The sequence below is a fragment of the Mucilaginibacter sp. HD30 genome (genome assembly GCF_054061755.1).
The window spans coordinates 807,057-829,768 of the sequence record NZ_JBSSEO010000001.1 but is presented as its reverse complement, the minus strand read 5'-3'; the positions used below and the strand labels follow the sequence as shown (position 1 = coordinate 829,768).

26 protein-coding genes and 2 tRNA genes are annotated in these 22,712 nt (G+C 41.6%); 15 read left to right on the top strand and 13 right to left on the bottom strand.

Annotated elements, in window-relative coordinates; translation table 11 throughout:
- Positions 1–11 precede the first annotated feature (11 nt).
- Both ACVW2L_RS03955 and ACVW2L_RS03950 read left to right on the top strand, forming a co-directional pair.
- A complete protein-coding gene (locus ACVW2L_RS03955; protein WP_457126655.1) occupies positions 12–764 on the top strand; it encodes a hypothetical protein in 753 nt (250 codons plus the stop codon).
- A 19-nt stretch (positions 765–783) separates the two neighbouring features.
- Entirely contained in the window at positions 784–2,400 is a 1,617-nt protein-coding gene (locus ACVW2L_RS03950) for a hypothetical protein (protein WP_457126654.1), read from the top strand.
- Between the two features lie 58 nt (positions 2,401–2,458).
- On the opposite strand, the gene ACVW2L_RS03945 is transcribed toward ACVW2L_RS03950, so the two are convergent.
- Complete coding sequence (locus tag ACVW2L_RS03945) at positions 2,459–2,854, bottom strand: (R)-mandelonitrile lyase (RefSeq protein ID WP_457126653.1); 396 nt, start codon at positions 2,852–2,854, stop codon at positions 2,459–2,461.
- Positions 2,855–2,981: 127 nt separating this feature from the next.
- Here ACVW2L_RS03945 and ACVW2L_RS03940 point away from each other — a divergent pair, with 127 nt between their 5' ends.
- Complete coding sequence (locus tag ACVW2L_RS03940) at positions 2,982–4,076, top strand: MBL fold metallo-hydrolase (protein WP_457126652.1); 1,095 nt, start codon at positions 2,982–2,984, stop codon at positions 4,074–4,076.
- 96 nt (positions 4,077–4,172) lie between these two features.
- On the top strand, positions 4,173–4,733 hold the full coding sequence (gene efp / locus ACVW2L_RS03935) for an elongation factor P (RefSeq protein ID WP_457126651.1): 561 nt from the start codon (positions 4,173–4,175) through the stop codon (positions 4,731–4,733).
- A 121-nt stretch (positions 4,734–4,854) separates the two neighbouring features.
- Here efp and ACVW2L_RS03930 read toward each other — a convergent pair whose 3' ends face one another.
- A complete protein-coding gene (locus ACVW2L_RS03930; RefSeq protein ID WP_457126650.1) occupies positions 4,855–5,172 on the bottom strand; it encodes a glycine zipper domain-containing protein in 318 nt (105 codons plus the stop codon).
- A gap of 140 nt (positions 5,173–5,312) precedes the next feature.
- On the opposite strand from ACVW2L_RS03930, the gene ACVW2L_RS03925 reads away from it, so the two are divergent.
- Complete coding sequence (locus tag ACVW2L_RS03925) at positions 5,313–5,795, top strand: hypothetical protein (RefSeq protein WP_457126649.1); 483 nt, start codon at positions 5,313–5,315, stop codon at positions 5,793–5,795.
- A 240-nt stretch (positions 5,796–6,035) separates the two neighbouring features.
- Here the strand turns inward: ACVW2L_RS03925 and ACVW2L_RS03920 are convergent, their stop codons facing one another.
- From ACVW2L_RS03920 to ACVW2L_RS03905, 4 genes are all read right to left on the bottom strand, one after another.
- On the bottom strand, positions 6,036–6,242 hold the full coding sequence (locus tag ACVW2L_RS03920; RefSeq protein ID WP_457126648.1) for a hypothetical protein: 207 nt from the start codon (positions 6,240–6,242) through the stop codon (positions 6,036–6,038).
- Entirely contained in the window at positions 6,239–6,682 is a 444-nt protein-coding gene (locus tag ACVW2L_RS03915) for a hypothetical protein (protein ID WP_457126647.1), read from the bottom strand. Before ACVW2L_RS03915 ends, ACVW2L_RS03920 begins: the two co-directional genes overlap by 4 nt.
- A 219-nt stretch (positions 6,683–6,901) precedes the next feature.
- Entirely contained in the window at positions 6,902–7,348 is a 447-nt protein-coding gene (locus tag ACVW2L_RS03910; protein ID WP_457126646.1) for a DUF4304 domain-containing protein, read from the bottom strand.
- Between the two features lie 103 nt (positions 7,349–7,451).
- Positions 7,452–7,533, bottom strand: a tRNA-Leu gene (locus ACVW2L_RS03905).
- A 198-nt stretch (positions 7,534–7,731) separates the two neighbouring features.
- On the opposite strand from ACVW2L_RS03905, the gene ACVW2L_RS03900 reads away from it, so the two are divergent.
- Together ACVW2L_RS03900 and ACVW2L_RS03895 are read left to right on the top strand one after the other, a co-directional pair.
- Entirely contained in the window at positions 7,732–9,252 is a 1,521-nt protein-coding gene (locus ACVW2L_RS03900; RefSeq protein ID WP_457126645.1) for a DUF2271 domain-containing protein, read from the top strand.
- Positions 9,249–9,887 (top strand): PepSY-associated TM helix domain-containing protein, encoded by a 639-nt coding sequence (locus ACVW2L_RS03895; RefSeq protein ID WP_457126644.1) that lies wholly within the window; start codon positions 9,249–9,251, stop codon positions 9,885–9,887. Before ACVW2L_RS03900 ends, ACVW2L_RS03895 begins: the two co-directional genes overlap by 4 nt.
- A 237-nt stretch (positions 9,888–10,124) precedes the next feature.
- Here ACVW2L_RS03895 and ACVW2L_RS03890 read toward each other — a convergent pair whose 3' ends face one another.
- Both ACVW2L_RS03890 and kdsA read right to left on the bottom strand, forming a co-directional pair.
- The gene (locus tag ACVW2L_RS03890) at positions 10,125–11,066 is read right to left on the bottom strand and encodes a KpsF/GutQ family sugar-phosphate isomerase (RefSeq protein WP_457126643.1); all 942 of its coding nucleotides are present in this window, start codon (positions 11,064–11,066) and stop codon (positions 10,125–10,127) included.
- Positions 11,067–11,087: 21 nt separating this feature from the next.
- Positions 11,088–11,882: a 3-deoxy-8-phosphooctulonate synthase gene (gene kdsA, locus ACVW2L_RS03885; RefSeq protein ID WP_457126642.1), complete on the bottom strand. Its 795-nt coding sequence runs from the start codon at positions 11,880–11,882 to the stop codon at positions 11,088–11,090.
- Positions 11,883–11,971: 89 nt separating this feature from the next.
- Between kdsA and hscB the strand changes: the two genes are divergently transcribed.
- From hscB to ACVW2L_RS03865, 4 genes are all read left to right on the top strand, one after another.
- Complete coding sequence (gene hscB, locus ACVW2L_RS03880) at positions 11,972–12,499, top strand: Fe-S protein assembly co-chaperone HscB (RefSeq protein WP_457126641.1); 528 nt, start codon at positions 11,972–11,974, stop codon at positions 12,497–12,499.
- A gap of 26 nt (positions 12,500–12,525) precedes the next feature.
- A tRNA-Leu gene (locus ACVW2L_RS03875) sits at positions 12,526–12,605 on the top strand.
- Between the two features lie 542 nt (positions 12,606–13,147).
- The gene (locus ACVW2L_RS03870; RefSeq protein WP_457126640.1) at positions 13,148–14,089 is read left to right on the top strand and encodes a hypothetical protein; all 942 of its coding nucleotides are present in this window, start codon (positions 13,148–13,150) and stop codon (positions 14,087–14,089) included.
- Positions 14,090–14,148: 59 nt separating this feature from the next.
- Positions 14,149–14,403 (top strand): hypothetical protein, encoded by a 255-nt coding sequence (locus tag ACVW2L_RS03865; protein WP_457126639.1) that lies wholly within the window; start codon positions 14,149–14,151, stop codon positions 14,401–14,403.
- Positions 14,404–14,649: 246 nt separating this feature from the next.
- Here ACVW2L_RS03865 and ACVW2L_RS03860 read toward each other — a convergent pair whose 3' ends face one another.
- Together ACVW2L_RS03860 and ACVW2L_RS03855 are read right to left on the bottom strand one after the other, a co-directional pair.
- Positions 14,650–16,020, bottom strand: coding sequence for a sialate O-acetylesterase (locus ACVW2L_RS03860; RefSeq protein WP_457126638.1), 1,371 nt, complete (start codon positions 16,018–16,020; stop codon positions 14,650–14,652).
- A gap of 69 nt (positions 16,021–16,089) precedes the next feature.
- Entirely contained in the window at positions 16,090–16,842 is a 753-nt protein-coding gene (locus ACVW2L_RS03855) for a hypothetical protein (RefSeq protein ID WP_457126637.1), read from the bottom strand.
- Positions 16,843–17,002: 160 nt separating this feature from the next.
- Here ACVW2L_RS03855 and ACVW2L_RS03850 point away from each other — a divergent pair, with 160 nt between their 5' ends.
- From ACVW2L_RS03850 to ACVW2L_RS03835, 4 genes are read left to right on the top strand one after another with little or no spacing between them, the layout of a single operon-like run.
- Positions 17,003–17,761, top strand: coding sequence for a hypothetical protein (locus ACVW2L_RS03850; protein ID WP_457126636.1), 759 nt, complete (start codon positions 17,003–17,005; stop codon positions 17,759–17,761).
- A 3-nt stretch (positions 17,762–17,764) separates the two neighbouring features.
- Positions 17,765–19,585, top strand: a complete 1,821-nt coding sequence (locus ACVW2L_RS03845; protein WP_457126635.1) for an ABC transporter ATP-binding protein — start codon at positions 17,765–17,767, stop codon at positions 19,583–19,585.
- 59 nt (positions 19,586–19,644) lie between these two features.
- Positions 19,645–20,160 (top strand): anthrone oxygenase family protein, encoded by a 516-nt coding sequence (locus ACVW2L_RS03840; RefSeq protein WP_457126634.1) that lies wholly within the window; start codon positions 19,645–19,647, stop codon positions 20,158–20,160.
- Between the two features lie 3 nt (positions 20,161–20,163).
- On the top strand, positions 20,164–20,457 hold the full coding sequence (locus ACVW2L_RS03835) for an isochorismate lyase (RefSeq protein ID WP_457126633.1): 294 nt from the start codon (positions 20,164–20,166) through the stop codon (positions 20,455–20,457).
- On the opposite strand, the gene ACVW2L_RS03830 is transcribed toward ACVW2L_RS03835, so the two are convergent.
- From ACVW2L_RS03830 to ACVW2L_RS03820, 3 genes are read right to left on the bottom strand one after another with little or no spacing between them, the layout of a single operon-like run.
- On the bottom strand, positions 20,444–21,367 hold the full coding sequence (locus ACVW2L_RS03830; protein ID WP_457126632.1) for an NAD(P)-dependent oxidoreductase: 924 nt from the start codon (positions 21,365–21,367) through the stop codon (positions 20,444–20,446). The genes ACVW2L_RS03835 and ACVW2L_RS03830 overlap by 14 nt on opposite strands.
- A gap of 13 nt (positions 21,368–21,380) precedes the next feature.
- Positions 21,381–22,241, bottom strand: coding sequence for a bestrophin family protein (locus ACVW2L_RS03825; RefSeq protein ID WP_457126631.1), 861 nt, complete (start codon positions 22,239–22,241; stop codon positions 21,381–21,383).
- Between the two features lie 44 nt (positions 22,242–22,285).
- Positions 22,286–22,660 carry a winged helix-turn-helix transcriptional regulator gene (locus ACVW2L_RS03820; protein WP_457126630.1) on the bottom strand — a complete coding sequence of 125 codons (375 nt, stop codon included), beginning with the start codon at positions 22,658–22,660 and terminating at the stop codon, positions 22,286–22,288.
- Positions 22,661–22,712 lie beyond the last annotated feature (52 nt).

Here is a 22,712-nt window from a genome sequence, read left to right as displayed (position 1 = left end):
AAAGCAAAATCATGGAAACACTAAAACAAAGTATTTATTACGCCTTTACCTGCTGCATACTGTTGAGCGCCGTAAGCTGCAAAAAAGACAAACAATCTAACGAACCGACCTTTACCTGCGCCAATTGCAAAACCGCACCCGATGCGAAGGCTGAAAACAACGTTATAAGCAAAGGCGTTTACAAAGGCGTAGTAGTAGGTTCAACCGGAACCATTAGTATTGACGTATTGAACGGAGGCTCAACCATTGCGGCTACCTTAGTATTAGACGGACAAACCATCAATTTAAGTTCTACCGCAGTGTGGGCAAGCGGTACACCGTTAACTGCAGGCTTTACCGGTACTGCTGGCGGTCAAAACTACTCTTTCACTTTTACTGTGCAGGCTAATGGCACCAACCCATCTACATCTTCTTACACTATTCCGGGTCACCCTACTATTTCTTTTCAACTCATTAAAGAAACCTCAGACAATTTGATAAAATGCTACCTGGGTACAACCGAAGGGAAAAAGAATTCGGGCGTGTTGCAAAGCTCGGTGCTTAATATCATTACTTCCGGCAAAACCAACACTTGGTTTGGTTTGTCAAAAGACAATGCTTCGGGCTCTATCTCTACTTCAGATGGCACCATAAGCGGCAACACCATTAACTGCAACTGCGGCCCTACCACTACTGTTACCGGTACCATTACGTCTGACCAGATTGACGGAACTTACAAAGGATCAGACAATCAAGGAACATTTACAGCTAAACGCACACTTTAATCGTCTTATCACATAAAAAATGAAAAAGATCAGTTTATTGCCATTGCTGCTACTGTTAACGGCAACGCAAATTAAGGCACAGGAGACAGTAAAAGAATTATCAAAACAGGCTTATAAAGGTTATTTATACGATGTTAAAAACACAAACAACGCGTTAAGCATCACCTATAAAATACCTGGAGAAAAAAAGAACAGCGATGCACTGTTTGAAACGTACAGTTTTGATGCCGCCAACAAATTTGTTAAAGTGGAGAACACCAATGTGGCAAAAGAGGAAAAACCGGATATAAATGTTACTCAGTTTTTTGCCTATGTGGGTGGTTCATCATCATTTGATGTATTAAGCATGAAATTAAAGCTTAACCGTAAAGAGCTTATAAAAAGCTGGAGCCATGAAAAGCAGGCTTACGTAGTTAGCAAGGTGTTAAAGAACGAGGCCATTAAACCTAAAAACGATAACGGTAAAACTTACAAAGGCTATGCTTCTTTTGTAACCGAAACGCAAGGCGCCCAGGATGATCTGTTTATCCTGGCAGCTAATGACAACAAAGACAAAAAACTGGGTAACCAATACTATGTTTTGAATGTGAACAGCAATCTGGAAATAAAAGAAACGCCTGTTGAGCTGACCGGCGCACAAACGCTGGTGTATTGCGACCAATTACAGGGAAGCAATGATGTTGTAATGGTATTTGCACCCGAAAAAGGTAACGGCGATGCAAGCAGCTACACGTATTTAAGATACAGCCAAAAGGGTGAATTTAAAACGAAGGCCACTTTTAAAAGTCCATCAACCAACCTGCTTATTATGAACGTAAACGAAGCCATGGGCTCGATTTACTTCTGCGGCACATCTACCAAATCATCCGATGCTTTCGACGAAGTCTTTTCAGAATTTGCATCTATTTACAATCCCGGCTCTACGCAGGGCGGCGCAAATAAGGTTGATATTAAATGGCAAAAAAATGCTGAGGAAAAAATGGACAGCTTTCATTTGCTTAAGTTTACCGGCAACCAACTTGATTTTGCCTCGACAGCCGCCATAGATGCTTTTAAATCAAAGTTTGTAGCATCGGGTAAAGGCGCATCGGTATATAAAGGCAACAGGTTTTTTGTTGAGAATTTCTTCATCACACCCAACCAGGAATATTTAATAGCCGGGCAATTAACAAGTTCTGTTAATATGGGCATGGGTAATCCGGTAAAATCTTACGAAGATCTGGTTTGCCTTTATTTTGACAAGGCAGGGCAACTTAAAACGCAGTTCGGTGTAGGTAAGCTTAACAACGATAAAAAGAGCGAGATCTTTGATATGCTCCAGGATTTTCGCCTGAGTAAAGACGGAAAGAGCATTTATTGGGAAATTCAGGAAGTTAAAGGCGTTAAGGGATACCAATCGTTTTTAAACGCGTACTATGATGGTTCGCCTTCATTATACGCAGTGTATTTCCCGCGCATTGCAAAAATTGATCTGGCTGCCAATACAATTGGCGAGTTCAAAACCCTTGGCGATGAGAAATATTACCTGCGCAAAGATTTCAAATCATACTTTAACAAAGCCGAAAACAGCGTAACCTATTTAGGTCACGACGAAGATTTTAAAAAGCTTTGGCTGGCTAAATATGTATTTGATTAATAAGATATTTTGACTAAAAAGCCGCTTATTTATACGTAAGCGGCTTTTTTAATAGCAGTTAAACACCGTATTGCTCATCCGTCACCTGTTCCATCCAGTCAACCGGCGATCCGTTAAGTTTTTCTTGTATAGCTATGTGGCTCATGGCCGTAGTAGCTGTGGCACCGTGCCAATGCTTTTCGCCGGGCGAAAAATATACTACATCGCCCTGGCTGATATCCAGCCGTTCCTCTCCCTCGCGCTGTACCCAGCCTGCACCTGCTGTAACAATTAGCGTCTGACCCAATGGATGCGTATGCCAGGCAGTGCGCGCTCCGGGCTCAAAAGTAACAAGTGCCATGGCAACGCGGGCAGGCTCGGGCGGGGCAAATAACGGGTCGATACGTACTGAGCCGGTAAAATATTCTAAAGGGCCTTTTCCCGAAGATTGCGAGCCGCTGCGTTTTATTTCCATGGTATATTGATTTATTAGTACAACCAAGATAATTAAAGTTTAGTTTCTCGCGGTAACAATATTACATCACCACGTTAAAATTGAAATAATAACACACCTTGGCGCGTTATTTGCATTTCGAGGGGGAATGAGAAGAAGCTATTTAGCTTATGGCATTATTTTATTGTGGTTAGCAGCAAGTGTGAGCTGTGGCCCTATACGTTCAGTGGGAAGGAATCCCAAGGGTGCCGCACTTAATGGGTGGGACACCTTGCCGAATTACAAAAAAGGCGCTTTTCAAAACCTCAGCGAACGGCTCGACTCGGCAGTCACTTACAAGCGCTGGCTCTTTCTGCATAAGCGGCCCTCCACCATCCGACCATCAAAACCGCTGCCATGGGTTAAAACTGACCTCAAAGCATTGGCTGCTCCTGCCCCTACCGTTGTTTGGTTCGGTCACTCCTCTTTGCTGATCAAAACCGGGCAGGGTAATATCCTTATTGATCCTATTTTTAGTAATCATGCGGGGCCGGTACCAGGCCTGGTTACGGCTTTTAAAGGCACCACGAACTATAACGCCGAGGACATGCCGCCAATTGATGTGCTCATTATATCGCATGACCATTATGATCATCTTGATTTTCGCACGCTGAAAAAATTAAAAAATCGCATTAAAATGGCCATAGTGCCGGTGGGTGTAGGCGCAGATCTGCGTTACTGGGGGTTTGACGGTAAAAAGATCATCGAACTAAACTGGAACCAATCTGCAACGTTACCAGGTGGCCTTACAATAACGGCCGCCCCTGCACAGCACAAAAGCAATCGAACAACCTACAATACAGCCAATAAAACACTTTGGGCAGCATATGTAATACAGGCAGGCCAATACAAGTTATTTTATGGTGGCGATGGCGGCTATGGGCCGCATTTTAAGCAAATAGGTAAGCAATATGGCCCTTTTGACCTTGCACTATTAGAATGCGGGCAATACAGCCCAAATTGGGCATGGACGCACCTTACATTCGGCGAAACTGCCAAGGCAGCCACCGACCTGCAGGCGCGTTTGCTACAACCTATCCACTGGGGCAAATTTGTAGCTGCCGATCATCCCTGGAACGAACCTATAGAAAAATTGATCCCGGCAGCTGAAAAGGCGGGGATTGCGTTAAACGTTCCGCGTATTGGCGAGCCATATACTTTGGGTGATGCGCCTAAGCGTACTGTTTGGTGGGATTTTGAATGAGGTAATAATTAGCATTAAGAATCCAAATAGTTGGGCCATCCTTTCCTATATCATAAGTTAGTTTATCTTTGGGCTCAATTTTGAAAAATATATATAATGGCAAAAGCATCCGAAATTAAAGTAGGCAATATACTACGCTTCAATGGCGAACTGGTAACCGTTACTGAAGTAATGCACCGCACCCCGGGAAAAGGTGGGGCATTTTATCTGGACAAGTTTAGAAATATTAAAACCGGTAAAATTGTAGAGGCACGTTTAGGCACAGACGAGCAAGTAGAGATTTGCCGTGTTGAAACCAATGACTTTCAATACTTGTATGAAGATGGCGATTTTATGGTGATTATGGACAATGTAAGCTTTGAGCAGCATACCATTCCGAAAGCACTTTTTGGCCCGGCTGTAAAATTTCTGAAAGAAGGCATGAGCGTGATCGTTTCGTTTGAAAGCGAAGAACCCATTATGGCGCAGGCCCCTAATTTTGTAGAACTGGAAATTACCTACTCAGAGCCCGCAGTTAAAGGTGATACCTCATCGGGCGCACTTAAGTTGGCAACAACAGATAATGGCATTGAAGTTAGAGTTCCTCTTTTTGTGAACCAAGGCGATAAAATAAGGGTAGATACACGCACCGGAGAATATACCGAGCGAGTAAAATAAGCATATTTAACTGCACAAAAAAGCCGGTAACTAACAATTACCGGCTTTTTGATTATGCATGATATCAACAAAAAACCCGACCATTTCTGATCGGGTTTCATTCTATTAAGAGCGTAATCTCTTAGTTTTTTGGCTTTACGTAAACGTAAGCGTTTGGATAATGACCATGTTTTTTATAGTATGCTTTGCGGTAAGCCGCACGTTCTCTTTTTTCGCGGGCCTTGCGGGTTTCGTTACCTACAACGTAACCGCCGCCTGCACCAATGGCACCTCCAATTAACGCGCCGCCCACATTTTTACCTGCAATGCCGCCAACAACTGCGCCGGCTGCACCACCAATTATTGCGCCTTTACCCTGGTCGCTTACCTGTGCTTTTGCCAGGTTGCCTGTAAACATTAACGAGGCTACAATTCCGGTATATAAAATTAGCTTTTTCATAAGTATCTTGATATTATTTTCAGAAGATAGGCAAATAGCAAGCCAGTAGTAAATTATGGAGGTAACAATTTACTATAGCGATGGCAATGTATGGTATAGTGGTCGATTAGCATACTTAAATTATACTTCTTGCGTTAAATATGTCAGATTGGTATAGGCATAAAAGCTGGTCGAAGTCAGATGAAGAATATTTCTTCGCAAAGCTTGCACGCGCAAGAAAATATAGTCGTGCTCAATATTTGAAAATTCAGGCAATCGAATTAACTGCAACCGAAAATCCTCAGCTACTTGATGTTGCTGAAGAACTTATCAATAAATTATTTGCAGAGTACCCCGACGATAGATTTAATCGCCCCGGTTCGCTCGTGACATTAGGAGATATTTACAAACTGAAAGGAAATCTCGATAAAGCTATAAATTACTACAAAGAGGCTCTTGACTTTGAGTTGGTATATCCCCAGGTAAAAACACAAGCCTACAGTGACTTCTCAGAATTGGTTGTAAAAACCCAAAAAACAGAATTTTATGATTTTGTTGAGAAAACTATAATAGAAAGAGTTAATACATCCTTTTTTCCAATTGAGAAATTACAAAGGATACTCTATTCTTTCGATTATATATAGTTACAGAAAGGATTTTGAAAAGGCTGCCTATTTTGAAGCATTAGCAGAACAAAATGCAACTGCCGAAACTTCCGGTTTAAGGTATCACAAATACTTAGGGGTTGTCAAAGAACGGGATAGTTGGTTAGATAAATTGGTTCGAAGGAAATAAAAACAAAAAACCCGACCATTTCTGACCGGGTTTTTTTTCATTAAGTGCGGAAGAAAGGACTGGAGCCCCCACGTCGTGAAGTAATTTTCCTATTTCTTAGTTTTACGCATCTCCATAGCTTCGGCGCTTATTTGCCGGATATCTGTATTTTTGAATGAGTTATGTTGCCAACTCGTATAATCAAACGGGTCGCGATTGAGCAGCATTATAAAACGCTCTGCGTCAACTTCACCCAAAGCATCCATTAGCGCACCCAAGCCTCTTTTTTTGATATCTGTATCTGTTATAGTACTCATAGTTCCTCTATTTCGGTGATGAATTCAACGGGATTAATCACATTGATCTCCTCTATGCCTTTTAACTTTTTCAGTATAAGGCTATCAGTTGTTAAAAAATACCTGCATTGTGCTTCAATAGCGCATCCAATATGGAGCGCATCTTTACCTCTGAGTCCTTTATCGACGAAGCTTTCCGCTAATTGCAATATTTGCTTTGTTTCTTCAACGTCAATAACCGACAAATATTTCCACTTTTCTATCGTATATTTCCGTTCCAAAAAAGGATTAGCTTCATTTTCAAAGTCGAGGATATACGACCAGGCCAATTCTATCTTCCGCTCTTTAATAATCGTCTGAACATACAATTTAGCGTCAGTTTCAAGTTTAACGCGTATACCTAACTGATTGTCAAATGGTCTGTTAAAGCAACAATTATCAAGATATACTCGAACAATCAAATATACTAAATGATAATTAAATTTAGACAACACGTAAATTACTACTCGCAACGTAAGCTATGATTAATGTTCAGCTCCCGTTGGTACTGTCTCAGTAACCTTAAAACAAAAAACCCAGCCATTGCTGACCGGGTTTCTTTCATTAAGTGCGGAACCTGTGCAGGTGTTAGAACACCTTGAGGATATTTTATTAGTAATCAAATCGATAATTGGGGAATGTTAATTTGACGGCGCCATTGCGAATCGCTGTTCCAGTGGATCTTCTTTCCACCACATCTCGGCTTCATCCCACAAATCAATTATCTCTTTTGCTCTTTTTTTATAGATATTACCCAAAAGAGGCTCTTTACTAAAATCAAACCAGTAGTCACCTTTATTTTTTATACTGCCAATCCTAAGTCGTTTATACATATCATGAGCACTACATTTTGACGGACTAATCTCCTTGCCCCATGGTGTCACGATTCCATTTGGAGAACAATTAGATATTTCTACGACAAATTTTGATGAATTTAAACTAAATTGAAAAGTTAAAAGATTAATCCGATCATCTTGAAATCTTCTAAAATGAGGGAGAGATCCCTTGAAGCCCTGTTCTCTTAAAAATGGAATTGTTATTTCCTTTATGGTATTGTTCATTAAAACTCTCTTTTCACTTCCAGTCATGATAAGTAATTTTTCGAAGTTAAATTAACAAAAAAGCTGCTAACTTATTCAGTTAACAGCTTTTTAAAATCTTTCGCCGCCGGTTATGGCTTTGCAAAGAATGTGCGGAAGAAGGGACTCGAACCCCCACGCCGTGAAGCGCCAGATCCTAAGTCTGGTGCGGCTACCAATTACGCCACTTCCGCATTAGGATTTTTAATGAGTGGCAAAGATAGCGTAATTTAACACATTAAGAAAAGTAATTTAACATTTTTAGTTACCGGGCTGTGCCCCTGCCATTTAACTTAACCCCTTACAATTTCGTCTCGCAAATACGCGCATTGGTCTACTTTAATGGTGTGCATTATATTTTTTATATACTTTTAAGTCGAACTTAAATGAACATGAGGATACACCTATTTGCCCTTGCAGCATTTATAATGCTTGCGGTAGCTACCAAAGCCGCCACACCCCCTAAAAACAAACTGTACATAGCTAACTTTGAAAATGTGCTGGGTACATCTTTTGAAATTAAAATAAAATCCCAAACCGATGCCGGCGCCCGAAAGGCCGAGGCAGCGGCTTTGGCAGAAATAGACAGGTTAAATAAAATTCTAAGCGGATACGACGCCGGCAGTGAGTTTAGCAGTTGGATGCGCGCTCCGCAAAAACCTGTAAAGGTGTCAACCGAGCTCTATGAAGTATTAGCTTTGTTTGATACCTGGCACGAAAAAACAGGCGGCGCGCTCAATGCATCAGCCGAAACCATCAACAAGGTTTGGCGCGAAGCTGCCGCTAAAAATAGCCTGCCTTCTACCGTTCCATTAAAAGCAGCACTGGCGCAGGTAAATCAGCAGCATTATGTGTTAGATGCTACTGCGCATACCGCGCTTCGTACTGATGACGCTCCTTTAATGCTCAACTCGTTCACCAAAAGCTATATCATGAATAAAGCCGCGAAAGTTGCCATGGCCGTTAGTGGAGTTAACGGGTTAGTGTTGAATATTGGCGGCGATATTTTGATACGTGGCGACCATACCGAGCAAATAAACGTAAGCGACCCTAAAGCCGACTACGAGAACGCTGCTCCGATAGCGGAGTTAATGATCTCCGGTAAAACGGTGGCAACAAGCGGTAATTATCGCCGTGGTGAGCAGATCGGGGGCGTTTGGTATTCGCATATAATTGATCCACGTACCGGCCAACCGGCAAGCGGGGTTATAAGTGCAACGGTGGTAGCCGCTAACGCTACCGATGCAGGCGCGTTAGCAACTGCCCTAAATGTATTAACCCCCGCAGAAGGTGAAAAATTGGTAGCAACCGTACCGGGTGCCGAGTTTATGCTGATAACTGCCGATGGCAAACGTGTAGAAAGTGCGGGTTGGAAAAAACTGGAACGCCCATCTGTAAAAACTGAAATTACAACACCTTTAGCATCGGTTATACAACAAAGCTGGGACCCGAATTATGAATTGGCCATTAATATAGAACTGGCAACGCAACAGGGTATGCGCTCCAATCGCCCCTATATTGCGGTTTGGTTAGTTGATGCCGATAAAAAGCCTGTGCGCCAAATAGCGCTTTGGATGCGTACAGATAAGGAGAAGTATGTGTGGGATCTGCGATCATGGTATGCAATTTATTATAGAGATATGATTACTGATAAGCCATCAGTCAGCTCAACAACGAGCGCCACCAGGCCGGCAGGTAAATACACGCTTAAATGGGACGGTAAAGATGATAAGGGCAATTTGGTTAAACAGGGAACTTATACGGTGTACATTGAGGCTGCACGTGAACATGGCACCCATCAGCTGATGCAACAGGATATAACGGTAAGTAAACCGCAGCCGCAGCATTTTGACATAGCAGGAAATATCGAGGTTAGCTCAGCGTCAATAGATCTTCGTAAAAAAGCAGAATGAGAAAGAGGACCATAACTGATACGACGATAAAACAACCCAAAAGCGTTTTTGAGAAAAAAACCGCTTCGTTTTCGCGCTGGCTGCATATTTACCTGTCAATGCTCAGCTTTGTGGTGGTGCTTTTCTTTTCGGTAACGGGGCTTACCCTTAACCATGCCGCCTGGTTTGACGGAAAAGAAATTGAACAGAAATACACCGGAAATGTACCTATTGCCTGGGTGAACGCCACCGATACCTCCCACATAAAAAAACTGGAAATTGTTGAACTGTTGAGGAAAAGCTATAGCATTAAAGGCTATGTAAGTGATTTTATGATTCAGGACGACCAATGTTCCATATCCTTTAAAGGCCCGGGCTATAGCGCCAATGCCTTTATTGAACGAAAGGACGGAAAATTTGAATTGACGGAACTTAAAATGGGAATGGGTGCCGTATTAAACGATCTGCATAAGGGCCGTGACACGGGTAAGAGCTGGGGCTGGCTAATTGATGTTTCGGCAGTATTCCTAATTCTGATCTCGTTAAGTGGGTTGGTGATGCTTTTGTTTTTAAAGAAGAAAAAAGTAAACGGCCTGCTGATAGCCATTTTAGGGGGAGCTATATGTTGGTTAATGTATTACCTACTGGTGCCTTAACCGGTATTGGACGAAAAGGCTAAACCTATTTCAGGACGAGACATATTGGGACAAAAAGCAGGCATTTAACAATAAATTGATTTTCAACAACTTATAGCAATTTTACAGTTAAAATCCCTGACTTATAAGTAGTCTCAATTTGTCCCACTTAAAACATCAAACTACTAATTGTCAAATACTTACTAAAAAGGTGTCCCACTTTGTCCCGATCTGTCTCACACCCGCGTGAGACAAACGTTACTGCGCGGTGTTGTAGATCTGGTATACACCACTAATGCTTCGTTGTTCTGTTGAGCCTACTAACAGGGTGGTTATTTTCTTCTCCATCATCACCTGCTCAGCCGCGCTGATAAACTCGTCATCATTAACAACAACCGGGTTGGCTGTCATCATATCTTCAACGCTCAGCTTTGAAGTATCAGGATTCTTAAGCAAAGCACGGCGCAGGTCGCCGTCTGTGATAATGCCTTCTACCCTATCGGCATTGCCAACAATCACCAGTCCCAATCGCCCGGTAGACATGCGCATTAAAACATCGGTAAAAGCGGCTTCATTTGCTATAAAAGGCAGGTCGTCGCTACGCATAAGGTCCTTAACCTTGGTAAGCAGCTTACGGCCCAAACTACCGCCGGGATGAAACCGGGCAAAGTCTTCTTCCTTAAAACCGCGCTGCTCCATCAGGGCAACCGCCAAAGCATCGCCCATTACCAAAGCCGCCGTGGTTGATGATGTAGGCGCAAGGGCCAGTGGGCAGGCCTCGCGCGTTATAGTGCCGTTTAAATGGTAGCTACTGTTTTTAGCTATGGTTGATGCCGCGTTGCCCGTTATGCTGATAATAAGGTTATTGTTCCATTTTAAAAATGGGATGATGCGCAGCAGTTCATCGGTCTCGCCAGAGTAGGATATCAGTAACACAGCATCATTGGTTCCTACTATACCCAGGTCGCCATGAAAAGCGTCGCCGGGATGCAGAAAAAAGCTGGGTGTTCCTGTGCTTGCCAAAGTAGCAGATATCTTCTTCCCAACAATCCCCGACTTACCTACGCCTGCCACAATAACCTTTCCGCTGCATTGCAGTATGGCTTGTACAACATTGGTAAAGGTATCATCCAAAGAGGCAGCTACCTTCTGCAGGCTCTCAATCTCAATATCAAAAACACGTTTAGCTATCGCTTTCATTTTAGAGTTATCAATTGAAACTTACAGCAATGGTTTAATCACTTCTTCCAACAAGTGAAGCTTAACCATGTTAGGGCCGTCGCTCAGGGCATTATCCGGGTCAGGGTGCGCCTCCATAAAGTAACCATCGGCATCAAAAGCTTTAGCTGCAAGCGCCATCATGGGTACAAAAGTGCGGTCGCCACCGGTTTTGCCACCGGCACCACCCGGACGCTGCACACTATGAGTGCAGTCCATGCAAACCGGATAACCAAAGCCTTTCATGTCATAGATATTTCTAAAATCAACCACCAGGTTGTTGTAGCCATACATGTTGCCACGCTCGGTTAGTATCACCTGCTCATTGCCTGCTTCAATTACCTTTTGTGCAGGGTAAAACATATCCTGGCCCGAAAGGAACTGAGCTTTTTTAACATTCACTATCTTTCCCGTTTTAGCAGCGGCCACCAGCAAATCTGTTTGGCGGCATAAAAAGGCCGGTATCTGTAAAACATCAACTACCTGAGCGGCTATATCCGCATGCAATGGTTCATGAATATCAGTAGTAACGGGTAAGCCAAACTGCTCTTTTACTTTTTGTAGCATCTCCATGCCTTTTTCAATGCCGGGCCCGCGTTGTGAGTGGATAGAGGTACGGTTAGCCTTATCAAAAGATGATTTAAAAACAACCGGGACACTATATTTCTGTCCTATGTAAGCCACCTTTTCGGCAACCGTAAATAGCAAATCCTGGCTCTCCATTTGGCATGGGCCAAGTATAAAAAACGGCTTTTGCCGCATCTGGTCAAATAACATATCAGGCTTTATTTTGAGCAAAGATAGATTTTTTATAGGTTGTACGTAATACGGCGTAAGTTTTACGCTTTTACTTAACACCTACCACCTAAAACGTATAACTTTGCCTTATGATCAACTATTTTGATTTTTACGCCATACCGGAAAGCTTTAATCTGGACGCAGCTTTTTTGAGAAAGAAATTTTACGAGCTAAGTAAAGAATATCACCCTGATTTTCACGCTAATGAGAGCGAGGAAAAGCAGCAGGAAATATTGGAGCTGTCTACCATTAATAATAAAGCTTATCAGACATTATCAGATCCCAATAAAAGACTGGAATATATTCTGCGCCAACACGAGCTGGTAAGCGACGGGGCTAAACCGCAGCTTCCCGGCGATTTTTTGATGGAGATGATGGATATAAACGAGCGACTAATGGAGACAGATGATAAAGATGAACTATCACATTTAACCAATGAGGTGCTTGCCATTGAGGGCGACCTGAACGATCAATTAAGCACACTTACAGCAGGTTACGAGCAGCTGGACGATAAAGCCAAAGAGAGTAAGTTAAACAATATTGCAAATATTTATTTCAGGCAAAAATATCTGTTGCGAATTAAGGAGAGTTTAAATACATTTGCATCCCGCTTCTGAGGACTTAAATCCACCCTCAACAGCACGCCCAGCTGGCGGAATTGGTAGACGCGCTGGTCTCAAACACCTGTGGGAAACCGTGCCGGTTCGACTCCGGCGCTGGGTACTTTAAGGCAGGTTTTGATTTGGTGACATTTCAAAACCTGCTTCTAAAGCCTTTAAAGAGGGAGCAACAGTGACCGAACACCATATGATCTAAGAACGATTTTTTCTTTATTGGCGAAAGCCGCACCTTCTTTTGATGGGAGAGGGTAGCTGTTCGCGCGAATTTTTGCTTTTTGCCAAACTTTATTTTGCGTTTTATAATTCTCTAAATTTCTTTTTTATAAGAAAAGAGTGTTACAACTGTTACAGAATTAAATTTTGTAAGGTAAATATCTGATTAACTTGAAGTTAAAAGGCGAAAATTTTGTAACAAAACGTGTAACAATACGAATTGTAACGTTACAAACTGTTTCGCTATTGTTACAACTGTTACTGAGTGTTACAACACAAAAAATTGATATTCAATTAAGTAACACAATTTGTAACGCTGTAACGTTGTAACAATACGTTTCGACAAATATTTTTTTTTAAGTTTTTTCTTTTTTTTATACTGCCGCTGGTGCAAAAAAGGATAATTTGCATGTATAAATCTGTCTTGTCACGATGATTAATTTAATCCCGCTCTTACCTGTTATATCAACACTTGATTCCCTTAAAAAAAGCTATCCGGATATTATAGATAATATAGCAGCTTCGGCCAAATTATCTAGAGCTGAACTATTTTCAGTGGGCACACCTGTTTTAGTGTTTTTTCTGACTTTATTGTTAAACCATATCCTTTCCTCCCGGAAACGAAGCAAAGTAAGAAGTCAATATAAAGAGAATTTGGATCTGCTAATGATGGATATTAATAATGGATTCATTTCACAATTGAATGAAACTGAAGTGAATTCTGCTCCTGATTATCCATTAATATTTTATCCTCAACTAAAAGTTTTAAAATTTGTAAACAACCCAATTTTGTTTGAAGCATATTTCTCTGGCATCCGTCCGTTGTTTGGCACTAAGCAACATTTGGAGTCGTTCAACAAAGTAATATCCAATATTGCGGATATTCAAGCCCTGCAGGAATTGAATAATAGAATTTCAAATAATATCGAGGATATCAATGATAATTTTTATCCTCTTTGGAATTCCCATGAAGAATTAAGGATCACATTAATATCTGTGAATCCGCAATTATTAGAAAGAGAGAAGGCAGATATAGTTGTTTATTTTTTAGTTGATCTATTAGAGACGCTTGGGCGGACAAGCCCCGAATTATTATTAAAAAAGGCTCAAGAGGAGATTAATAATATTAAGAAAGTCCAATCAAACTTTGTCAAAGAACGCTCTGACGAACTTATAAGCGTTTTAGGCATCGATTTAGCGAGAAAACTACTTATGGAACTTCATGTTCTTCTATCCAGTTACATTTACCGTTATGATAGGGTTATTGAATACTATGCGTCCATGAAAACAATCTGGCAACAGATAAAGGAAGGAGGCGTTTCAATTTCGCTACATAAGGATAGAATGAAAAATAAATTTCATTTACATGGCTAACATCTAATTTAATGTGATACGGTAATAAACTATGATAATCTATTTTGTTAATTTGAAGTATGACCGATTTCTATTTTGCTGACAATATCATCAGCAATAATTCGCTTTCAGTGAAGATTTTAGTGCATGACCTCAGCCTGCCATTTACACCGGTATGGGACAAGTTTTTGTTGTACGGAAATAGCGTTGCGTTTGAAATCGTATCACCGGTTGTTCAAGCTGAAGAAGTAGCAGCTGCATTGAAGTGGTATGCGCACGCCGTACTATTAGATATCGCTGTCGTTTATCTTCCCAATGCCGTTTGCGTTCTTTAGGTATGATCAGCAACTTCCCCAAATTAAGAGGGTATACACTTATTCGGGTCCTCCTCATTTCGGCTTATACCAAGTCATCAGGTATTGGCCTATCCAACTTCCCTCTAATGCACCAGCACACTGGATGGCGACGATCAGCTGTGCGCAATTATTGCGGTTAAACCTAACCGGTAACGACTTAACCAGAAGGGACAAAAGAGCATGTTTTTAAGAGACTGTATAATTATGGTAGTGAACAGTGGAGCGTTATAAATATAGTTCAAAGATAGGACACCAATTATCAACTCTTTTTATTCCCTTATCTGTTACGGTTGTGATCGTGTCGCCTTGAGTATCTCTTAAATTGCCACCTGATACAACCCCATCAATACAGTATGTAAGTTTTAAATCTTTTGGGTTTTCCACACACTCAAAAATCAGCGTATTGCCGCCCGAAATAGTTACTTTTTTAATGATATTCACGCCTAAAGCGTTTAATAGCAAAAAACCGTAGGTTGAAGAAGGCGTAGTGAACTGTGAATTGATAGATGTATCAAGAACCAGATTCCCTGAGGGGACGTGCATTTTCATTGAGAGTACCCATTTTGTATTATCCGTGCTTTTATCAACCTTCCATGACAGTGGCTTTATCGGCTCCATCTTTTTACCGTCTATCGCACTCCGTTTTATTGCTACTCCTACTGTAGCATCCATAACCATAAAGTCATCGTACGTTAGGTGCAGCGCATCTGAGTATTTATACTGATACATAGCTGTGCCAAAAATCACGTTTGGCATATCCATCGAAATTTGTAACGTTGCCAATGAGGGTTGGACGCTAGCCTGGGTGTTGTTTGCAGTGTTTTTAGCGAATGATGCTATTTGATAAGTTACAAACCACTGATCTTTGGTTTTACCTAAAAGCGCCTTAATATCCGTATTGAGACCAGTGAACAGTGATTTTAAATTTCCGTACCATTGAACATAGGTCTTGTTTTTATCCGAACTAGCCTCGCCTTGAAAATAGCCTACACACAACAGATCGTAGTTTTTCCTTTCTTTCAACGCAAAGTCATGCGCGTATTTGATAGACTCCAATAATCGGCGGTAAGGCTTTCCTGTTTTAAGCGAAAGGTTGTTAAAGTTTTCACCTGACACCCCCGTTGCGTTAACCAACATTGTAACATGACTTCCCGCAGCGGTACCGTTTTCGTCGTGAATGAGTTTCTTGATGATTGCCGCTGCCGGTTTAGTGCGATCTTTTCCCGTAGTAGGCACAGCGATAAGTCCAGTACCGTAATATGCATCCCGCGCCACCGCACTGTCAGGATCATATTCTGTCAGCACACCACCGGCAAAAGTTTTCATGTCACCGAAAAAAGTAGCCGGCACTCCTCTGCTGCCCAAAACGGATAAGCTTTGACCATACCAATTTATATGAAGAATACTTGCTTTATCTGACTTAATATCGTTATTAGCAACATTGATTTTGTTGTTGCTTTTTGAGTAATTATTTTCTGATGTTCCGTCCGATTTTCTTTCATTTTTGGCCAAAGGAACCGCCATCCCTTTTTCACTTTGTGCGTAAACCGACAAGCAAATTAATAGGCATATAAATAATGAAATAACTTTTTTCATAATCAAGACTTTTAAGCAAATATGAATATAATTGAATTAGGCTTTGTTTGTTTAAGAGAGTTGATTGCCTTACGGCCTTTGCACCTTATACCCCAACCCAATATTAACATTCACAAAAACACCACTTTGCTTATTGTTAGGTCCGTTGTTAAGGTTGTAGTTATTGTCAATTTTCCAGTTACTGTTTGTGGCTTGAAGATAATAACCTATTCTAACGCCGATAGGGATATTGCGATGGATGGTATAGTTGTCTACCTGTTTGTCTTTTACCGGGATAAGGTAATCAAAACCACCGCCAAACTCCAATCCGAAGCGGGGATTCCACAACGTTTTACTGGATGTTGAATTTAACAATTCCTGCGAAAAGTCCGAGGTGCTTTGCGTGCGTTTGTCATCTCGGATCCGCAACAGGGCTTGCGAAAAATTTAATCCCACAAAAGGAAACAAACGCATGTTTTCACGTGCGGCAACGTTATAGCCGGCCCTTGTATAAACCTGCAATTGGTTGTACTTGGCATGGATACCGTTTGTGCTGTTAGGCGCCGAAGTGGAGGTGAAACTTCCACCGATACCGTCCTCAAATACAAATTTTTTATGCACGTGGTTCATTGACAGGTTTATCCAGTAATTGTTATCCGGCAACGATGGGATGCCGTTAGCATTTAAAATACCGTTAAGCGGCCCCAACTTGCTCTCGCGAAACATGCCCTGGATCTGCATAGCGCCTGCAATATCTTTTTTCATGGTGCTTTGTGCATTGGCCGCATTAGTGATTGCTGCAATGCCTATAGAAAACGCCAGTGTTCTGGTAAATTTATTCATGATAGATGATATATTGATGTATTTATATAATAAAGAAGATTGAGTTTTGTTTTGCAAGGATGCCGGAACCATATAGTTACAAGTTGTGCGCCAAACTCAGCATATATGCTTACGGCTTAGTTTGACGTATATTCGGCTTTATTTTTGAATGCATCTGTTTATGAGAAAAACATTATCAATTAGCAATACCCTGGCTTTGGCTATCACTATAGCCGTAAATTACCTCTCTAACACGGGATTGATCAACGGTAATACGATGAAGACAGTTTCTGACAGGTATGAAAATTACTTCACACCAGCAGGATACGCGTTTTCTATATGGGGAGTAATCTATTTGGGTTTGGCTGGTTTTATTTATTACAGCTGGAATACCGTTAATGAAAAAGGCGATCAAACCACATCAAAAATTGGCTGGTGGTTTGTTTTGTCTTGTATAGCCAACGCTTTATGGGTGGTGGTTTGGCTTTACGATCAGATAGGATTATCAGTTCTGTTGATGACTTTATTGTTCATTTCATTGTTAAAGATCTTACAAAACGCCGGAATATTAAGTAATAGATCGGCCAATACTAAAACCTTGCTATGTGTCTACTGGCCATTTTCCATCTACTTTGGCTGGGTATCTGTAGCATTTATAGCTGATGTTGCCGCGTATCTTACTAAATTGGGTTGGAGCGGCTGGGGAATTCCGGCTATAAACTGGACCGTTATTATGTTGTGTACAGCGGGATTAGTTAACGTATTGGTAGTTTATACAAAAAAGTTATATACTTATGGCCTTGTGGGCATCTGGGCTGTGTTGGCCATTTCGGTCTCCAATCAAAACAGCAGCATTGTTTACACTTGTTATGGGGTAGCAGCCGTCGTGGTTTCGTTTATAGCCATTAATTTATTGGGAAGAAAATCTATTGCCGCTTAATAAATGGCTAAACGGCTTAACGACACAGAACTAACTTTTCAACAGCGGCTTTCTGCCCTGAAAAACCTGCCCGCACTTTTTAGTCTGGTATGGCAAAGCAGTCCAAAAAAAACTATTTTAAGCTTTAGTCTGCGCATACTACGGTCTGCCATGCCTGTTGCCTTGTTGTATGTAGGTAAACTTATTATAGACCAGGTAGTTAATTTAAACAGAAATGGCGGCGATCAGCATGACCTGTGGCGACTGGTTACCATTGAGTTTGGATTAGCTATACTGACCGATGCTCTTAACCGCGCTATAACTTTAGTAGATGGTTTACTTGGCGACTTGTTTTCTAACTATACTTCTATTAAGATAATGCGCCACGCTGTCACGCTTGATCTGGAACAGTTTGAAGATTCTGTATTTTATGATAAGCTGGAACGTGCAAGGCAACAAACTGTGGGGCGCTCTATCCTGCTATCGCAGGTAATGAGCCAGATACAGGATCTCATCTCTATGGTTCTGCTGCTTACTGGCTTGGTCACCTTTAATCCCTGGCTTATCGTTTTGCTTTTAGTTGCCATTATCCCATCTTTTTTAGGCGAATCATATTTCAATAGCAAAAACTACGCTTTAACCCGTAGCCAAACGCCGGAACGCCGCGAACTGGATTACCTGCGTTACCTGGGCGCCAGCGACGAAACCGCCAAAGAGGTTAAAATTTTTGGCCTGTCAGACTTTATTATCGGGCGCTTTAAATCGCTGGCCGATAAATTTTATGCCGATAACAGCAAGCTTGCGATTAAACGCTCTGGCTGGGGAACGTTTTTTTCTGTATTGGGGAGCGTGGGATATTACGCTGCCTACGGGTTCATTATTTATCAAACTGTAAGCGGCCAATCTACGGTTGGTATGCTTACGTTTTTGGCGGGCTCGTTCCGTCAGTTAAGTTCGTTGATGGCAACTATGCTTAGTCGCTTTACAAGTGTTTCGCAGGGTGCTATTTATCTAAATGATTTTTTAGAATTTTTTGAAATACAACCTAACATTACTGTTAAGCAAAATGCTATTCCCTTTCCAAACCCAATAACGCAAGGTTTTACTTTTGAGGACGTTGGCTTCAGGTATCATAATGCGGAAAGATGGGCTAACCGGAATCTTACTTTTACCTTGCGTCCCGGTGAGAAACTTGCGCTTGTTGGAGAGAACGGCGCAGGTAAAACCACGCTGGTAAAACTATTGGCCCGCTTGTATGATCCCACCGAGGGACGAATACTGTTAGATGGCATTGACCTGAAAGAATATGATCTTGCAAGCCTGCGACAAAACATAGGTATTATTTTTCAGGATTATCTGCGCTATCAAATGACGCTATCGCAAAATATAGCGGTTGGCAATATTAACGAAATAGCTAACGCGCCATTAATAAAAAAAGCAGCGCAGGAAAGCTTGGCTGATGCGCTAACAGAAAAATTGCCGGGACGTTATGAGCAAGCGCTGGGCAGGCGGTTTAACAATGGCGTAGAGCTATCTGGCGGCGAATGGCAAAAGGTAGCACTGGCGCGCGCGTACATGAAAGACAGCCAGGTATTGATACTTGACGAGCCAACCGCGGCTTTAGATGCCAGAGCAGAATACGACGTATTTCAGCGGTTTGCTAAATTAACGCAAGGCAAGTCAGCAGTGCTAATATCGCATAGATTTTCTACCGCGCGATTGGCAGACAGGATCTTGGTGCTCAATAACGGCACAATATTGGAAAGCGGCACCCACGATGAGTTACTGGCAAAAAACGGCCAGTACGCCGAGTTGTTCAGATTGCAGGCTAAAGGGTACTTATAATTAAAGTTTGAAAGCTGATTGCATGTCGAAATTAAACTTATTATAACTTTGCCACCTACATGACAACTCAAAAAAAAATGAGCGATTTTGTCTTATTGATAACGGCTTTGATGACAGCGCTTATTGCAGGACTATTTTATGCCTACAGCTGTTCGGTAAACATAGGCTTAGGCCGTTTGCCTGATGATGAGTATCTAAATGCAATGCAAAAAATTAACGCGGCTATTTTAAATCCCTGGTTTTTTGCCAGTTTTATGGGCACGCTGATACTATTACCTGTAAGCACCTGGTTACATTTTTCCGCAGGCAATACTCCTCGGCTTTATCTTTTGCTGGCTGCATCAGTAATTTATGTGGTAGCTGTTTTTGGCGTAACAGTAATTGGTAATGTTCCGCTTAATGGCCAACTTGCTGCCGCTGACTTGCAAAAATTGTCTGCCCAACAAATGAGTGAGTTGCGTGCGGCTTTTGAAAAACCTTGGTTGCTTTATCACCTTATACGAACAGTAGCTGTAATATTTACTTTAGTATTGGTGCTAACATCACTCCTTCAGTTTAAAATCTCAGATCAGTAAAAAATGATAGAACCCGAAAAATGCGAAAACATGCTGGAGATAAGAACAGAGATCGATAGCATTGACAAAAACATTATTACATTAATTGGCAAGCGGTATCAATACGTAAAAGCCGCTGCAAAATTTAAAACGAGCGAAACATCGGTAAAGGCACCTGAACGATTCAAAGCCATGCTGGTTGAACGCAGGACCTGGGCAGAACAACAAGGTTTAAGCCCGGATATGATTGAAAAATTATATTCAGATATGGTAAACTACTTTATCAGTGAAGAGCTGAAGCTTTTTAAGAAAGAATAGATATCAAATTTCTGATAGCAGCTTCCGTCATTTGCTTGCGGGTATAAGCTGCTGCAGTGCCAATATGCGGTGTAATTAATAGATTGGGAATATTAGCAATTGCAACATCACTCAATGGTTCGGGGTCAGTGACATCCAATGCCGCCGAAGCTATTAAACCACTTTTCAAATACTCATATAGTTTTGCATTGTTAATCACTTTGCCACGGGCCACATTAACCAGTATGGCAGTTTTCTTCATTAGCTTTAGCTCGGCTTCATTAATATAATTTACGGTATCTTCTTTCAGCGGAATATGCAGGGATATAACATCGCTTCGCCTCAGCAATTCTTCTTTGGTACAATACTCCCAGCCGTTATTTTTATCGCTATTGGCCGTGTATATAACATTACAATTAAAAGCTTTAAGCATGTTGGCAAGCGCAACCCCAATTTTGCCCATGCCCATAATGCCCCAGGTTTTACCGTACAAATTATCGCCCATATAAAGGGTTAACCCGGTGTTGTCCCACTCCCCCCTTTTTACGTAATTATTAGAGCTGCTAATGTTGCGAATACAATTTAAACCTAAAGCCAAAGCAAGCTCTGCCGTAGCATACACGTGCTCTGTAGCTATGCCTATTATTTTAATACCTTTTGACGCCAGAAAAGGCTTGTCCATATAATCCTGCCCTGTGCCATAGCTTGAAATTGCCTTTACTTTACTATTATCACCAAATAACCTGCTGTCAATCTTTACAGTATGGGTGGTTATTACGCCTTCGTAATTATTGAATGCATGCCTGTAGGCATCGTCAGTAATGGTGGTTGGTTCAGACCAGCAATCAATCTTAACATTCTCAAAAAGATGCTTTACTTCGTCTAAAAACGGAAGGTTATCAGCGCAGAATATTTTATAGGTTTTGCTCATAATTTTAATACGGTTATCCCAGCAACTCGCCTACATGTTTATGTATGTTGGCACATATGCGGTTTACTGGCAGGTCGTTAGCGTCATAACCAAAAGGGTCTTCAATTTCTTCGGCAATAAGCTCAAGGCTGGCCAATACAAATAATACGAAAGCCACCAACGGCACCACCAGGTATCCTAAGCTAAACGACCAGCCATAAGGCAAAGTCATGGTGAAAAAGAAGATAAATTTTTTGATGAATACACTGTATGAAAATGGTATCGGCGTGGTCTTGATCCGTTCGCAAGCGCCGCAAATATCCGTTAATCCAGCCAGATCGGGACCGATAAGCAACAGCTCTTCCCTGCTTATCACGCCTTCGCGATGTAGACTATAAACACGATCCGTTAACAATCCAGCTATCTGATTAGGCACATGCATCTCAGGATCAACAAGGATAGTTGGCACACTTTCAACATCCCAAGTTTCATTACGCAAATGCTGGCGCAGTGCATCAGCATACATAGGTATTGCAGCCGTAAAAAAAGCACGCTGACTATTATCAATGTTAACTGCTTTTAATTTAATAGCCAGGTTGCGGCAGGTATTGGTGAGCGAGCCCAGCATGCGCCTTGCTTCCCACCAACGATCATAAGCCGTGTTTGTACGGAAAACCAGCAGCATGGAGATAACAAAGCTCAATATGGTATGTACCAGGCTTATGTTTTTGATATGACTGTTTTGAGATAATTGAAACACATTCGTTTCCAGGTAAACTATAACGCCGGAGTACACGGCTATCGCCAGCATCAGCGGCAGCAGCTTACGAAAGGTGTCGGCTTTATGAACGCGAAAAATAAATGTGAACCAGCTTTTAGGATTGTAGTCTATCATAGATTACAAAGGTGGGAAAAGAAGCACATAATAAAAGAAAAATTCTACATCCACGCATCTACACTCCCGCCTTTAAACCTGCCCTCCGCCCATCTCACCATTTCATCCATCATTGGCCCCAACTCCTCGCCATCTTTGGTTAAGCTATAAGTTACCACAGGTGGCACTACATTTTCTGAATGGCGGTTGATCAATCCATCTTCCTGCAGTTCTTTCAGGTGCTGTATCAACATCTTTTCGGTTACCGTTGGTATGGCCCTTTTAAGTTCGCTATATCGCCTCTGTCCGTGCATTAACTCAAACAAGATGAGAGGTTTCCAGTTACCACCCAATTTGCTGATAACAAAGCTAACCGGGCAGTTGGCCCTGTTGGCTCTTTTGTTAATGTTAATGGTTGAAGATTCTTTTATAGCCGTCATGATACATACTTTAGGGTAAGTACTTGTAAAAAAGTAAGTACAAATATACTTT